Origin of the sequence: Candidatus Borkfalkia ceftriaxoniphila (genome assembly GCF_004134775.1) — a bacterium.
Lineage (GTDB): Bacteria > Bacillota > Clostridia > Christensenellales > Borkfalkiaceae > Borkfalkia > Borkfalkia ceftriaxoniphila.
Genome location: NZ_SDOZ01000002.1, coordinates 1,651,866 through 1,667,671, shown reverse-complemented (window position 1 = coordinate 1,667,671; position 15,806 = coordinate 1,651,866). Strand labels below are relative to the sequence as shown.

12 protein-coding genes, 1 tRNA gene, 2 rRNA genes and 1 other annotated feature (1 of these 16 only partly in view) are annotated in these 15,806 nt (G+C 47.7%); of the genes, 1 reads left to right on the top strand and 14 read right to left on the bottom strand.

Translation table 11 applies throughout. The features are described 5' to 3' along the window. Positions 1–10: 10 nt before the first annotated feature. The gene (locus ESZ91_RS07630) at positions 11–1,261 is read right to left on the bottom strand and encodes an SGNH/GDSL hydrolase family protein (RefSeq protein WP_129225785.1); all 1,251 of its coding nucleotides are present in this window, start codon (positions 1,259–1,261) and stop codon (positions 11–13) included. Positions 1,262–1,485: 224 nt separating this feature from the next. On the opposite strand from ESZ91_RS07630, the gene ESZ91_RS07625 reads away from it, so the two are divergent. Further along, a complete protein-coding gene (locus tag ESZ91_RS07625; protein WP_129225783.1) occupies positions 1,486–2,286 on the top strand; it encodes a helix-turn-helix domain-containing protein in 801 nt (266 codons plus the stop codon). A 51-nt stretch (positions 2,287–2,337) separates the two neighbouring features. Here ESZ91_RS07625 and ESZ91_RS07620 read toward each other — a convergent pair whose 3' ends face one another. The 13 genes from ESZ91_RS07620 to ESZ91_RS07560 all read right to left on the bottom strand — a co-directional run bounded on the left by ESZ91_RS07620 (position 2,338) and on the right by ESZ91_RS07560 (position 15,622). Further along, entirely contained in the window at positions 2,338–3,135 is a 798-nt protein-coding gene (locus ESZ91_RS07620) for an ADP-ribosylglycohydrolase family protein (protein ID WP_129225781.1), read from the bottom strand. A gap of 3 nt (positions 3,136–3,138) precedes the next feature. After that, on the bottom strand, positions 3,139–3,849 hold the full coding sequence (locus tag ESZ91_RS07615) for a hypothetical protein (RefSeq protein ID WP_129225779.1): 711 nt from the start codon (positions 3,847–3,849) through the stop codon (positions 3,139–3,141). After that, positions 3,834–4,532: a vWA domain-containing protein gene (locus ESZ91_RS07610; RefSeq protein ID WP_129225777.1), complete on the bottom strand. Its 699-nt coding sequence runs from the start codon at positions 4,530–4,532 to the stop codon at positions 3,834–3,836. The genes ESZ91_RS07615 and ESZ91_RS07610 overlap by 16 nt, the downstream gene beginning before the upstream one ends. 15 nt (positions 4,533–4,547) lie before the next feature. After that, the gene (locus ESZ91_RS07605; RefSeq protein WP_129225775.1) at positions 4,548–4,946 is read right to left on the bottom strand and encodes an HTH domain-containing protein; all 399 of its coding nucleotides are present in this window, start codon (positions 4,944–4,946) and stop codon (positions 4,548–4,550) included. A 680-nt stretch (positions 4,947–5,626) separates the two neighbouring features. Then, positions 5,627–5,702: transfer RNA gene (locus ESZ91_RS07600), tRNA-Asn, on the bottom strand. Positions 5,703–5,709: 7 nt separating this feature from the next. Then, positions 5,710–5,826 (bottom strand): 5S ribosomal RNA (rrf, locus tag ESZ91_RS07595). A 217-nt stretch (positions 5,827–6,043) separates the two neighbouring features. Beyond that, positions 6,044–8,953 (bottom strand): 23S ribosomal RNA (locus ESZ91_RS07590). 305 nt (positions 8,954–9,258) lie between these two features. Beyond that, positions 9,259–10,965, bottom strand: a complete 1,707-nt coding sequence (locus tag ESZ91_RS07585) for a phospho-sugar mutase (protein ID WP_129225773.1) — start codon at positions 10,963–10,965, stop codon at positions 9,259–9,261. Positions 10,966–10,997: 32 nt separating this feature from the next. Beyond that, positions 10,998–11,975, bottom strand: coding sequence for a hypothetical protein (locus tag ESZ91_RS07580; RefSeq protein ID WP_129225771.1), 978 nt, complete (start codon positions 11,973–11,975; stop codon positions 10,998–11,000). Positions 11,976–11,995: 20 nt separating this feature from the next. Further along, positions 11,996–12,817 carry a hypothetical protein gene (locus ESZ91_RS07575; protein WP_129225769.1) on the bottom strand — a complete coding sequence of 274 codons (822 nt, stop codon included), beginning with the start codon at positions 12,815–12,817 and terminating at the stop codon, positions 11,996–11,998. Positions 12,818–12,950: 133 nt separating this feature from the next. Continuing rightward, a complete protein-coding gene (locus ESZ91_RS07570) occupies positions 12,951–13,724 on the bottom strand; it encodes an ABC transporter ATP-binding protein (RefSeq protein ID WP_129225767.1) in 774 nt (257 codons plus the stop codon). Further along, positions 13,699–14,631, bottom strand: coding sequence for an ABC transporter permease (locus ESZ91_RS07565; RefSeq protein ID WP_129225765.1), 933 nt, complete (start codon positions 14,629–14,631; stop codon positions 13,699–13,701). Before ESZ91_RS07565 ends, ESZ91_RS07570 begins: the two co-directional genes overlap by 26 nt. A 4-nt stretch (positions 14,632–14,635) precedes the next feature. Further along, positions 14,636–15,622 carry an ABC transporter substrate-binding protein gene (locus ESZ91_RS07560; RefSeq protein WP_129225763.1) on the bottom strand — a complete coding sequence of 329 codons (987 nt, stop codon included), beginning with the start codon at positions 15,620–15,622 and terminating at the stop codon, positions 14,636–14,638. A 51-nt stretch (positions 15,623–15,673) separates the two neighbouring features. Further along, positions 15,674–15,806: a binding site (T-box leader), on the bottom strand; it runs 129 nt beyond the window's last position.

Here is a 15,806-nt window from a genome sequence, read left to right as displayed (position 1 = left end):
GTTTTCCTCTTTATTTCGCCGCGAGGGCGTCAAAATCGAATATCGCGCTCAGTATATTCATCGCATAAAAGCGGTGAATAAAATCGTTGGGATGGTTGGCGTTGTTTCCCGCCACTTCGTAATAATTTTTCGTTTCGAGCATATCGCGCACGCCCTCGTACAGGCTCACGTACGCCACGTCGAGTATGTTTTTCGCCGCACAACTCTCCGAAATGCTTTGCAACGTACGGCAAATGAGTTCGTGGCTGTGCGCGGATTTCACCTTTTCGTTGGACGGAAAGGGCGCAATGAGAAGGATCTGACATTCGCTGTTGGCCGCTTTTGCCGTTTCGATGATCTTTTCGATATTGGCGCGGTAAGTTTTCCCTTCCAGATTGTTCAACGAATCGTTCGTGCCGAACGCGACGAGCAGAAGATCGGGCGCGAGAGAGGTCAGTTTCGCAAGTTGCTCCTCGTCCGCCGCCCAAGAAGAATCCATGCCTCCCTTGGAAATGTTTTCATAGCCCACTTTGATGCCGCCGAACAATTCAAGCCCCTCTTTGACGAGTTTCGCATACGGGGGCGAATACGGCGCGTGCCCCCACAATTCGCTGGAAGAGTGCCCCTCGGAGATACTGTCCCCGAATACGACCATTTCGATATCCTCTTTCTTTCCGATTTTTTGCGACAGCCCGTACAAATCGTCCGAAAACTTTTTGAAATTCGAGCGGTCCGCAGCCGCGGGGTCATATACATAGGTCACGTGAATGTAATTCTTATAAATCAATCCCGTTTCCGTATACATAACGCTGTTGCCGTCTCCGATCATCACATAGCCCGTCCCCGCGTTGCCCTCGGGGTAAACTTCGGGCACGTTCACGCCGCGCGACCATTCGTCGTCGAACACGGGAATGGAACTTCCCGCGGGAAGCGTGATCGTATCGCCCTCTATCATGTAATCTTTGCCCGCCTCGTATTCTTTTTCCAGCGTCCAGTCGCGCACGGAGATCACGCGTTTTGCGTCATATAACAGACGTCCCTCCGTCTTGCCGTCCTTTTTCACGACCATGATCTGTTCATTGTAAATGACGTTGCCCTGCCAGAACGGCTGAATGCGTTCGCAGGCGGTATAACTGTAATTCAAACTGTCCGTATCCTCCACATAAAAAGGTAAATCCGCCGCGTCGAATCCGGGTTCGGGCGGCGCGGACTGCGCGCAGCCGGCCGCAAAGCATAACGTCAGCACGAAACCGAGAAACGAAGCAAACTTTTTCAATTTCATTGCCTTTCTCCTTTCTTTGAATCTCGTTTTTCGGGTTTTTATAAAAACCCGAAAAAGGGCATGCCCTTTTAAATGATCTTTCTGTATTTATTTTATCATAACAATGCGTAAATGAACATAGATAAATCCTATAATAAATTGTAAAAGTCCTACATTTCCCCCTGTAAAATATTGACAAGCGAAACGCCGCGGAGTACAATGAAAGAAAAACGGAGCGCGCTTGCATGAACGATTTTTACAATTTTTTTCAATCTGCGAAACTGGACGTCGATATGGCGGCGTATCTGGATATCGGCACGGAATGGAAACACATGGTCAGCGCCTTCCAATACGTGCGTATCTATTATATCCGCTCGGGTTCCGCACGGCTTACCCTGACCGACGGGATTTTGCCATTGGAAGAAGGATATATGTACTTTATTCCCGCTTTTTCCATACTGAACGGCACCTGCGACCATCATTTGGGGCATTATTTCATTCATATCATTCCCGACCTCGTCACCGAGCACTTTTTGAAACTTCTCCCCTTGCAGCACCGGATCAAAATGGACAGAGATACCGCGGACTACCTGTTCTGTCTTTTATCGAAAACTTTTAATCAGCGTTCCTTTTATTCTCAATTCGCCATGGACAGCGTCTTAAAATTGATACTTTCCTATTTTTTCGAGAACATGCAGGAATTATCCGTTCCGTCGGGCATGGAACGCTTCACCAAAGTTTTCGAATACATCGACAGCCATATCAACGAAAAGATCCATATCAAAGACCTTTCCGCGCTCGTCTATATGGACGACGCCTATTTTTCAAACCTGTTCAAAAAAACATTCGGCGTCTCACTGCAAAAATATATTCTCGAAAAGAAAACCGATAAGGCGCGGTATCTGCTTTCCACCGACATGACAATCGCGGACATCGCCAACGCGCTGGATTTTTACGACGCCGCCTCTTTTACCAACTTTTTCAAAAAGCAGACCAATCTCACCCCGAAAGATTTCCGCAAACAACTTTTCACCCTCAAGCCCTAAAAAGGGAGCCTGACTTTTGTCAGGCTCCCTTTTTAGGTACTTCTATTTATGTCAAGGAAACATTTTTTCAAATTTTTTTAACCAAAAAAATATAGGAGCATACTTGCTGTTATTCAAATATTTTTCTGCTTTTTCCCTCAGCGGTACGGGAATACCATAATATGCTTCTGCAACCGAACCCGTAATTGCGGCAATCGTATCACTATCTCCTCCGATACTGATTGCATTCCGTATGGCATCCTCGAAACCGACCGATTCAAAAAAAGCCTCCAAGGCTTGCGGAACGCTCCCCTGACAATCAACATGGTACTCATACGAATCGCGGATTTGCGCCAACCTAAAATCGATCGAATAATAATTTTTTAAAATTTCGGAGCGAATTTCTTCTTTACTTTTACATTGTCTCGCAAGCAATATTGCCATAGCGACGGCTTCCGCACCTCTTAAACCTTCCGGATGATTATGACTAATCTCCGTCACTGTTTTCGACATTTGTCTAACTTCTTGCGCATTCCGCGCCGCAAATCCAACTGCACAGATTCTCATTGCTGCCCCATTACCATAACTTTCGTACGGTTCCGGCTTTTCGGAATATATCCAGTCATAGAATCTAGAACCATATCCGCAACGCGGATATGGTCTTCCCAACTCTTGCATACAGCGTATCGCACGAGCCCCGAGATTTTGATACTCTCCTTCAATCTCCAAAATAGCTTTCCCGACAGCCACAGTCATGATCGTATCATCGGTAGGAAAACATTCTTTGGCAAAAAGCTCAAAATTTTTGTTTTTACAATTGTCGTATTCAAATCGGCTGCCCACGATATCTCCGATTACCGCACCTATCATTTCCTACTGCTCCACTTTATTTATTTTAAAAAAGTCTTTTACATCATCCATTATTTCATTCTTTACTGAAAATGGTTTCCCCGTCCTATTACGAACGTAAACAATAAGTTTTTTATCTTGTTGATAGATTTCTAATTCAGGCCCGTGGGGTGAATGTTTTTTTAAAATCAAGCAATTCTGTTTTAATTGAAAAGATTCCAGCACTTGTTGCCATTCTAAGGAAATGAGTACAACGTCGGGCGATAATAATTCCAATAATTTTATAAACAGCCCGAACTGATTTATTGAATTTTTTTTAAATTTATTTAACTTACCCCAAGTCGGATTTGTCGCGATCGATGAGTACATGTCTATATGAATCGCCGTATTCTTTTTTCCGTATGTAAAGTTATACGTTGCAATCTGAGTTTCCAAAATTTTACTAAAACAATTAAAATAATTTCGATACGGGTTAACTTTAAAATAATCGTTTAAAACACAATACAATTTTTCCACAGAAAAATCTTCACTACCTATATGAAATCTACTTTCAGAAAACTCTTTTAACGACGGATTTAAACCTACTGTAATCACCTTCTTTGAAGAATTCAGATAACCTTCTATATCCCCGAACCAAATAATAGGAATAGATGGTTTGACAACAAAATCTAAATCTCTTTTCTGACTAAAATCAGAAACATATTCTTCTGTTATTTGTTTTAATCTTTCATCCACAGCCGTTTTTTTCTCCGATTTTCTATCCTATCCATGGCGTTCTTTCTCTCAATATCTGACTCTAAGATTTTTTTCCAACTTGTCGAAATTTCTTTATCGTCGCGAAATTCATCCACCGCTAAAACTAACGCTTCGTTGAAACAATTTCGTATTCCGCGGACATCACAAGAATACTGTGCAGCCCGATCCGCAGATATACCGATTTGCCCCGCTGTTGTGACAGTGTCTATATTTGCGCCTAAAAACAAAAATTCCCATGAATACTTTTCTTTCTGATGCGTAATTTTTTCACGTATTTGTTCTGATGTATATAAACAGCTTGCATTTTCCTTACCATCCGTCATAATAACGAATAAAATTTTAGATGGACGATCTTCCTCCGAAGTATATAACAATGTTTTTCCAACCCCGTCAATTGTCTTTCCGATAGCATCCAACAATGCCGTTGAGCCACGAGCAAAATATTCTTTATTTGTAAGAGGTCTGATTTGATTAACGTTTTCACGTTTATATAATACCTTGTATTCATTATCAAATAAAATTACAGTCAGCAATGTTTCCGTTGAATTTTTTCTTTGCTTATCTACCAACGAATTAAAACCAACGATCGTTTCTTCTTCTAAATTATGCATGGAACCGCTCCTGTCCAAAATGAAAACGAGTTCCGTTAAATTTTCTTTCATAAACTTTACCCTCCATTATTTTTTCAAATATTGTTTTAATTTTTTCATATTCACGTTACTTTGTTGCGCAATCAATTTTTTTTGTAATCTCATTTTTTCTAATTCATCTAATTTTGAATTTTTAACTAAATTTATCAGTGTTTCACTTTCTGCTTTGGTAAATTCGTTTTTATTTAAATAATACCCTTTTCTTTTTACAGAAACAATGTCATACCCCGCGGCAATCAACAACTTAATATGCCTGCCGACGGTCTTTCTGTCACACCATACATCACAATCCAATACACCTCCTATATCATTTACCATCTTTACAAGATGAATTTGAGAAACAGGATGCGCCATATCACTCATCTGTTCCAACGCTTTTAAAACCAAAATCAACGAAATCTTTTTATTTCCTTGACGATTATTCATCTTTTATTTCCCCCTCATTTATATTATAACAAACCGATTGTACCAAAAATCGCCCCTAGCACCGCTTGAAGTAAAATCTTTTGTTGTATTATATCTTACTCTTTCTCAAAAGTATGCTGTCACTTGGAATGCACTGAATGTTTTGGCAAATTCTAATAAAAATATAGCCAAATTTCCCCCTCTTAAAAGAAATAAAAATATGAATGATCTTGTCGATCTCACAAATGCGGCATCGAACACGCCCAACTCCGGGTTCTCTAAAAAAGATGGATTTAATACGATAGTAGATTCCACACTGGCAACAAAATTGCAAATAGTTTTAAAATAGCATATTCCGTTTTTTGCTGATTGCTTCAAACTCATATCACTCAATCCAGAACTGCTTTTAAAAGTATTGGAATTTTTACTTATGAATGATTTAACATCTAAAAATTTTACCCCCATTATCAAGCACGGTATCAACACAAACGGAATTTCTGCGGAACATCGGGCACTGTTGCTCGATATCCGAAAAAATTTTCTTAACATAAAAACAATCAATCGTCTCGTCCGTCCATTTTCCCTCTAACGGATATTAAAAAAATTTTAATCCTCACGGAAACTTTTTCTTTTATTAGATATCATCCAGTATAAATTATTACAGTCATAATAAAAAAGAGCACCAAATTGGTGCTCTTTTTTGGCTGCCCCTGACAGACTCGAACTGACGACACTTCGGTTAACAGCCGAATGCTCTACCGACTGAGCTAAGGGGCAATATTAGATGCGGCAACTACCTATCCTTCCGGGGTAATGAAACCCAAGTACTTTCGGCGTAGGAGAGCTTAACTTCTGTGTTCGGTATGAGAACAGGTGGATCCTCTCCGCTATCGTCACCGCAATGGCTATATAAACCGCTTATCGCGGTATACATACACGGCTCTGTCCGCTCCGTTTATCCCCCGTTGCGGACATTCTTTTTCTCAATCTGCCTGTTTTCCCAAGCAAACTGACAACTACACAGCAATATTCTTTCCATAGCACTTTCGGCAAGGCTCGTAAAAATTGTTCTTTCTTTGTATATTTAAGGATTGTATTACGCCTTTTCTCATTTTATTGAGATCAAGCCCTCGACCTATTAGTATCGGTCAGCTGCATGCATTGCTGCACTTCCACCTCCGACCTATCAACCTTGTTGTCTTCAAGGGGTCTTACTACCTTACGATATGGGATATCTTATCTTGAGGTGAGTTTCACGCTTAGATGCTTTCAGCGTTTATCTCATCCGCACTTCGCTACCCTGCTATGCCGCTGGCGCGACAACAGGTGCACAATAGGTGCGTTCATCCCGGTCCTCTCGTACTAAGGACAAAGCCTCTCAAATATCCTGCGCCCACGATGGATAGGGACCGAACTGTCTCACGACGTTCTGAACCCAGCTCGCGTGCCACTTTAATCGGCGAACAGCCGAACCCTTGGGACCTGCTTCAGCCCCAGGATGTGACGAGCCGACATCGAGGTGCCAAACCTCCCCGTCGATGTGAACTCTTGGGGGAGATAAGCCTGTTATCCCCGAGGTAACTTTTATCCGTTAAGCGACGGCAATTCCATTCTCTACCGCCTGATCACTAAGCCCTGCTTTCGCATCTGTTCGACATGTCTGTCTCACAGTTAAGCTCCCTTCTGCCTTTACACTCTTCGCATGATTTCCAACCATGCTGAGGGAACCTTTGGGCGCCTCCGTTACTCTTTAGGAGGCGACCGCCCCAGTCAAACTGCCCACCTGACAATGTCCCCACACCGGTTTCACGGTTGCAGGTTAGAATCCCAACAATTAAAGGGTGGTATCCCAACGTCGGCTCCGCATTCCCTGACGAGAATGTTTCTTAGCCTCCCACCTATCCTGTACATCAATGGTCGTGATTCAATATCAAGTTACAGTAAAGCTCTACGGGGTCTTTCCGTCCAGTCGCGGGTTAATACGCATCTTCACGTATACTACAATTTCGCCGGGCCCACTGTTGAGACAGTGCCCAAGTCGTTACGCCATTCGTGCGGGTCGGAACTTACCCGACAAGGAATTTCGCTACCTTAGGACCGTTATAGTTACGGCCGCCGTTCACCGGGGCTTAAGTTCGGTGCTTCGGATTGCTCCTAACACTTCCCCTTGACCTTCCGGCACTGGGCAGGCGTCAGCTCCTATACGTCAGCTTACGCTTTCGCAGAAACCTGTGTTTTTGATAAACAGTCGCTTGGGCCTCTTCACTGCGGCCACGTTGCCGTGGCTCCCCTTCTCCCGAAGTTACGGGGTCATTTTGCCGAGTTCCTTAACAATGGTTCTCCCGTTCGTCTTAGAATTTTCTTCTCGTCTACCTGTGTCGGTTTGCGGTACGGGCACCTTCAGACGTATTTAGCAGCTTTTCTCGCCAGCGTGGATTCATTCGCTTCGCTTCTCTAATCCGCTCCCCGTCAGCGCTACGTTTTGCGACAGCCGTACTTCACTAACTGCCAACGCTTCGCCTTGGACGCACTTTTCCATCCGTGCGCTCGAACTATCCTTCTGTGTCACTGCTTCATTTAGATGTCTGTCGGTGGTACGGGAATCTCAACCCGTTGTCCATCATCTACGCCTTTCGGCCTCGACTTAGGTCCCGACTTACCCTGGGCGGACGAACCTTCCCCAGGAAACCTCAGACTTTCGACGGCGGAGTTTCTCGCTCCGCTCTCGCTACTTATGCCGGCATTCTCTCTTCCATACCGTCCACTGCCGCTTCCGCTACAGCTTCTGCCAGTATGCATTGCTCCTCTACCGATAGAATTACTTCTATCCCCAAGCTTCGGTGTCAGGTTTGAGCCCCGGTAATCTTCGGCGCATCATCACTCGACCAGTGAGCTATTACGCACTCTTTTAATGTGTGGCTGCTTCTAAGCCAACATCCTGGTTGTTTCTGCAATGACACATCCTTTACCACTTAACCTGTACTTTGGGACCTTAGCTGTGGATCTGGGCTGTTTCCCTTTTGACAATGGCACTTATCTGTCACTGTCTGACTCCCATGAATCAATTTTCCGTCATTCGGAGTTTAATAAGCTTCGGTAAGCTGTGAAGCCCCCTAGGCCATTTAGTGCTCTACCTTCGGTAATCTTTCATGAGGCTAGCCCTAAAGCTATTTCGAGGAGAACCAGCTATATCCTGATTCGTTTGGAATTTCTCCGCTATCCACAAATCATCCCCGACTATTTCAACAGGCGTGGGTTCGGTCCTCCACAGCGTTTTACCGCTGCTTCAACCTGTTCATGGATAGGTCATCAGGTTTCGGGTCTACGTCATGCTACTTACCGCCCTTTTCAGACTCGCTTTCGCTTCGGCTCCGCGACTTTATCGCTTAACCTCGCAACACAACGTAACTCGCCGGCCCGTTCTACAAAAAGTACGACATCACACGCGTGTGGTGCTCTGTCTGCTTGTAAGCATACGGTTTCAGGTTCTCTTTCACTCCCCTCCCGGGGTGCTTTTCACCTTTCCCTCACGGTACTATTCGCTATCGGTCACATGGTCGTATTTAGCCTTAGGAGATGGTCCTCCTGTCTTCCGTCAAGATTTCTCGTGTCCCGACGTACTCCGGATACCCCCGGCCTTTGAACAATTTCGCCTACGGGCCTGTTACCCTGTTTCGATGTGCTTTCCAACACTATTCGGCTATCGTTCTCCGTGCTTTTCGGGGTCCATACCCCGCACATATTGCTATATGCGGTTTGGGCTTCTCCGATTTCGCTCGCCACTACTTTCGGAATCGTTTTTACTTTCTTTTCCTCCGGGTACTAAGATGTTTCAGTTCCCCGGGTTCCCCTCATACACCTATGGATTCAGTGTATGATAACGCGGCATTACCCGCGCTGAGTTTCCTCATTCGGACATCTGCGGATCTCGGCTCATTTGCAGCTCCCCGCAGCTTTTCGCAGCTTGTCACGTCCTTCTTCGGCGCCATGTACCAAGGCATCCTCCGTATGCTCTTTGTAGCTTGATCTTTTTCGTCTACTTTCCTTTAGCTATACAAAAAATTCTAATTTTTACTCGGCTATTTGATTCTCGCTTTCTTAGGCTCCTTCCGGTGCTTAATTTCGCATACTTTCGTATTAACCAATTAGCTCTTTTTTTATTTTTCTTTGCCTTCTGTACTATTTCTTTTCTATTGCTATGCAGTTGTCAATCTACTTAAAACTCTCGACAGAGAGAAAACTTAAGCTGCCTCAATCGACAGCTTAGATATAATACCATTATTCAAAAAATAAGTCAAGTAATTTTTTTAGATTTTTTTAAATATTTTTGTATTTATTTGAGCATTTTTTCGAAGGCGCCGCGCATCCTTTCTAAAGCCTTTTCCGCCGACTCCTCGTCTTTCGCTTTGACCGAATAATAAATTTTCAGTTTGGGTTCGGTGCCGCTGGGCCGCACGCAGATAAAACTGCCGTTTTCCAACTCGTAATAGACCGCGTTGGAGGTCGGGATATCCATTTTTTCTTCCGTGCCGTCCGCAAGCCTACGCACGGCGGAGGAATAATCGCGCACCGCAACGACGTTGTAGATATCGAACTTTTCAACGCTCTTGCTTTTGAGCGAATCGACGACCGCGTTCATTTCTTTCATGGCGTTGAGCCCGTCGAATTTGATACTCACGTTGCGGTCGAGCACATACTGGTATTTTGCGTAAATATCCATCAGATGCTGGTACACGGTCTGCTGTTTATAGGTGTAATAGCAGCAAAGTTCGGCAAACAGCATGGAGGCGACCACCGCGTCCTTATCGCGGCTGCCGTCGGTGCCGCGCAGATATCCGCAACTTTCTTCGAACCCGAATAAAAAGGTATGCGAACCGTCCGCTTCGAATTCCTTGATTTTTTCGCCGATAAACTTGAACCCGACGGGAACGTCCAAAAGTTCCACGCCGAAATCGTCGCAGATGGCCTTTGCCATGCCGGTCGTGACGAAACTTTTGACGACCGCGCCGTTTTCGGGAAGTTTGCCCTCCTCTTTGAGCCGCGTCAGGATATAATCGAGCAACAAAATGCCCACCTGATTTCCCGAAAGCGCGACGAATTCGCCCTTTTCGTTTTTGACGGCGACGCCCAACCGATCGGAATCGGGATCGGTGCCGAACACGGCGTCCGCATGTATCTTATCCGCAAGCGCGATGCCCTTGGACAGCGTTTCCTTGAACTCGGGATTGGGCACTTCGACGGTGGAAAAATCGGGATCTTTGGCGACCTGCTCCTCCACGACGGAAACGTTGATTTTCAACTTTTTCAAAATGGTGGTGACGGGAACGTAGCCGCTGCCGTGCACGGGGGTATAAACGAGTTTGAGATCTTTGCCGACTTTGCGCACCGCGCGGCGGGAAAGCGACAGTTTGGTCAGATTTTTATAATAACTCTTATCGACGGAGGCGGGCACGCGGCGGATAAGGGCGTTTCTCTCCTCTTTCACCGCGAAACAATCGCCGATCGCGGAAATAAACTTCACGACGTCGGCCGTCGCATCGGGCGACATTTGCGCGCCGTCCTCGCCGTACACTTTATAACCGTTATATTCTTTCGGATTGTGGCTGGCGGTGATCATGATGCCCGCGACCGCGCCCAGTTTACGGACGGCATAGGAGAGCATGGGAACGGGATGCACGTCGTTATACAGCCAGACGCGTACGCCGTTGGCTGCGAGAACGCCCGCCGCGGCTTTGGCGAACTCGTCCGACTTTCTGCGGGTATCGAAAGAAATCGCCACGCCGCGGCGGCAAGCCGCCTCGCCCAGCGATCTGACGTATTCCGCAAGTCCCTGCGTTGCGCGGCGCACGGTGTATACGTTCATCATGTTCGTGCCGTAGCCGATGATGCCGCGCATGCCCGCCGTGCCGAACTCGAGTTGTGCTCCGAACCGGTATTCTATCGCCTTTTCGTCGCCCGCGATCGACGAAAGTTCCGCTTTCCCCTCTTCGCAGAGAGCCGGATCCTTCAACCAACTCTCGTACTTTTCCTTATAATCCATAAAACCCTTCTTTAACCTCCGATATATTTGATTCAGTTTATGCTGATATTGTCGTAAAAATTCTCGTCTTTGCGCGTTTCCTCGGGTACGACGATCTTATCCGCCGCCACGAAATATTTTTTCTTTTCGGACGTGTAATAACTGACGAATTGAATACACACCAACAAAAGATAGGACGAGGGAATCGTTATAAGGAGCGCGCTGCCGAACGTGACGAGCGCCGCAAGGATGTTGAGCCCCATGATGAGATAGCACGTCACGAGATAAGTGGAAAACATTTTTCCGAATCCGTCGAGCGAAGCGCGGAATCCCTTTTTGATGGCTTTGCCCATCTTTTGCCGATCGGTGACGATGGCGGGAACCATGCTGTTTGCGAACGTGAGTTTGATCGCCTGCGAACCGACAAAGAGCGTGACGGAGAGCATCAGCGCCGCGAGCGTGGCGATGACGCCCACCTGAAAGACGGCGAGCATGAGGAGGAAAAACGCGTAGCAAAGAAGAATGACGAGCACGTCGTAAACAAAGGTGACGGGCACGTAAAAGAGTTGCCAGAGGCTGCTTTTCCCCAGATTCTTGATAAATGCGCCGCTGAACGAAGTGTTCGCGTAACTGGAAAGCCGGTCGTCCAAAAGGCTTCCCAACGTAAAATTACCCATGCCGCCCAAAAATTTGGAAACGAGCAGGATCACCACGGCGGATACGGCGGTAAAGACGATATTCGAAGTTTTCGACTGCAAGAGCGTGCCCATGTCGGCGACAGCCGCAGTGAGTCGTTCGGAAAATCCCGCCAAAAACTCCGTGTCGCCTTTGGCGATCGCGTCGAAAAAATCTTTGAAAAGCCCGACGAGCGTGGATAGTTCCGCGCTCGAAAAGATGAAAGAGATATTCGGAACGATGAGCGCCGCGGACAAACCGACCGTCAAGAGCACGACGATGATCTTATACAACAAATATTTATAATTGAGTTTGAAATTATCGATAAACAGATTGAACGCGTTTCTGAAAATCACGACGGCGCCTCCCGCAACGTTTAATATTTCTTTTTGAGATCCAAGCGTTCCTCGCCGTTGGCATCGAAGAACAGGACGTACATCAATACATTATAATATAAGAATACGAATATGTAGATGATCTCTATGCACAGGAACACGACGGGCCGCATATCCGCGAAAGCGGAAACGGTGACCACGATCCCCTGCAAGAGAGAGCAGGAAAGATAAGGAATCAATACCGCAAGGAATATGTTTCCTCTCTTACCCGTCGAGATCTGCGAAGAATAGGAGAGCGAATCCATGAAACTGTATCCCGTGATCTGGCGGCAGGGCAGCCAAAGCAGGAACAGAGAAACGAGGTAGCATAGAAGCACCATCATGCCGCACGCGAGCGCGATGCCGAGAATGCAGCGCGCAAGCCCGTTGGTCACGATCAGAACGACGAGCGAGCACAGCCCCGCCGTGACGAGCGCCCAGAATTCGTAGGCGATCAGCGCCAGCAAGAGAATGAAGAACGTGCTGCCGAGGTTGTAATCTATTCTTTTGAACAGGTCGCGGAAGGAACGCGAACCGACGCGCATATGCTTTTCCATCATGGACAGCAACATCGCCATGAACAGGAGGGTGAGCACGAACGCCGCGAGCGCGAAAGGCCAGCGCTTCAACGAGAACAGCGAAAAAAAGTTGAAAAGTTGTACGAAACTGAGATCGAATTCTCCCGTAACGATATTATCCGCCACCGCGCCGATATTATGGATATCCGTGGACATGGCGAAAAAGAACGAAGGGATGAGCGCGAAGAAGAAAATGAAGATGAAATTTTTAAAGATATATTTGAAAGTCATTCCCAGATAACGCATATCTCATCCTCCTTTTGTAAAACTCAAATACTGCTACCGCTCTATTATATAATAAAAACGGCGTTCTGTAAAGCCCTTATTTTGCCTTTTTTTGACTGAAAGCGAAAAGGAGGGGCGAAAATCCCCTCCCGTATCAGTTTCCGCATTCGATGGAAATCTCGTTGAACACCTTTAAAAGATCGTCCACGCTCGTGTTTTTCTTGTCTTCGCCCGCTTTATCGAGCACCACGCGCCCTTTGTCGAACATACACAGCCTTGTGCCGTACTGCTCGGCAAAGCGCAGATTGTGCGTGACCATCAGCGCGGTCAGTTTCTTTTCGGATATGATCTTGTCTGTGAGAAGCATGGTGATCTCGCTCGTTTTCGGATCGAGCGCCGCCGTGTGCTCGTCCAACAGCAACAGATCGATGGGCGTCATCGTGGCGATGACGAGCGTCAGCACCTGTCTTTGCCCGCCCGAAAGCGCGCCGACGGGCACGTTCATGCGCTCTTCCAGGCCGAGGCGCAGGGGCGCGAGCATGTCGCGGTACCCTTCCACCCGTTTCTTATTGAGCCCCGCCGTCAGATTATAGGGCTTTCCTTTATTTTCGGCGAGCGCCATATTCTCCGCGACCGTCATCGAATTGGCGGTGCCGCGCGAGGGGTCCTGAAACACCCGCCCGATGCGCCGCGCGCGCACGAATTCTTTCTGGGCGGTGATATCCTCCCCGCCCAGCAGAATCTTGCCGCCGTCCGCAGAAACCGAGCCGCTGATGAGATTGAGAAGCGTGGTCTTTCCCGAGCCGTTCGAGCCGACGATCGAAACGAATTCGCCTTGTTTCACGGTAAAAGAAAAATCGTCGAAGAGCACCGATTCGTCGGGCGTGCCGCGGTTGAATGTTTTACGGATCGATTGCAGTTCCAGCATCGCCCTTCCTCCTTTTGCGAAAGATTTTTTTCAAAGTGCGCCCCGCCAGCCCGCTGTCGAAGAGCAGCACGAGCACGAAGAGGATCGCCACGATGAGTTTGGTATATTCGCTGCCGCACAGGAACAGCGCCGCGGTGAGCACCGCGTAATAGAGCACCGAGCCGACGGCGACGCCCGCCGTATCCGACAAAAAGCGGATATGCTTTGCGACCACGCAGCCGATGATGACGCACGCCAGGGCGATGACCACCGTGCCCGTGCCCATGTCGGAATTATATACCGAACCGTATTGACAATAGATGCTGCCCGCCAGCGCCACCAGACCGTTGGCGAGCATCAGCCCCAGCATTTTATAGTTGTCGGTATTTTTTCCCATCTGCGTGACCAACTGCGGATTATCCCCCGTGGCGCGCAGCAGGAAGCCCGATTTTGTCTTTAAAAACAGATCGAGCAAAACTTTGCACAGCACGACGAACAGCAGAATAAATCCCGCCTGTACGTAATTTCTCGCCGTGCGCGGAATCGAACTTAAAAACCCGCCGCTGAGCAGCGTTTCCGTCTGCGAAAAGGACACCGACGGCCCGCCCGCGATGAGATAGTTGACGGACAGCAGCGCGGTCATGGTAATGATACCGGAAAGAAGATTGTTGATTTTCAGTTTGACGTGCAGAATGCCCGTCACAAATCCCGCCGCACAGCCCGAAAAGAAGGAAACGGGCATTGCCAGAAACCAGGGACAGCCGTTCGTGACGAGGACGGCAAACACCACCCCGCCGAGCGGGAAGGTGCCGTCCACCGACAGATCGGGAAAATCGAGTATTTTATAGGTGATATATACGCCCAGCGCCACGATGGCGTATATAAACCCCATTTGCAGTACCGTGCTCGCCTGATTGAGAAAATCCATGGTTTTATGCCTTTACGTCGTTCGCGTCCTTGTACGCGTCGGCGAGCGTCATGCCGAGCGTTTTCAGCACTTCGGAATTGTAATCGACGGTGTAGCCGTCCTCGATGAACAGATATTCGATCTCGTCCGCCTTTTTGCCGTTTAAAATGTCCGCGATCATGTAGCCCGTGCGGCGGCCCAGTTCCACGTAATCGAGGGAACAACTGGCAAGGCACCCTTTTTCCACCTGCTCGATCTCGCTGCCGAACACGGGGATCTTCGCGCCGTTCGCCCTGTCGAGCACGGTGTTGAGGTTCTGCACCACTTTATTGTCCGTGAGATTGTTGAGACAGTCTACTTTTTTGCCGATGAGCGTATCCACCGCGCCCGGGATATCCGTGGCGGCGTTGATGCCCTGCGTTACGATCTCGATGTTCTTCTCCGCTTCGAACGCCTCGAATTCCGCGATCTGCGAAACGGAATTCGCCTCGGACAGAGAATAGACGATGCCGATCTTTACAATCTTGTCGGCGGGATAAAAAGAGCGTATCAGGTCTATCTGATTTTCCACGGGCAGTTTGTCGGAAGAGCCGGTCAGGTTTTCGAATTTGCGGAAATCCATGCTCTCCGCATACGGGTCGGAAACGGCGGTAAAGACCACGGGCACGTCGCCTTTGGAAGCGTTCGCGAGCGCGTACGCCGAGGGCGTGGCGATGCCCACCGCCACGGCGGGATTGCCGTTGATCAGAGAATTTGCGTAAGTGGTATTATCCGCGTCGATGCCCTTCGCGTTTTTGAAATTGAAAGACACTTTGTCCGCGCCGTACCCTTTTTCCGCAAGCCCCTCTTTGAGCCCTTGATAACAATTGTCCAAAGAGCCGTGTTCCGCGTACTGCAAGACGGCGATTTTAATTTTTTTGCCGAAACTGCCACGGCTGTCGCACGCGGTAAGCGCAAATGCGCAGGAAACGGCCGTAAGCGCGGCCAGCAGAAAAGTCAACAGTTTTTTCATAGGAATACCTCTGATAAAAAAATTTTGCAAATAAAAAAACACGGTATATCCGTTTGGGACGAATACACCGTGTTGCCACCCAATTTCGCAGTCCGTAAAAGGACCGCCTCGTTATGAATACGCGGGCGCGACGCCCTGAATATCCTCTTTCTGTAACGTGAAAGCCACGTCGCCCGCTACCCGC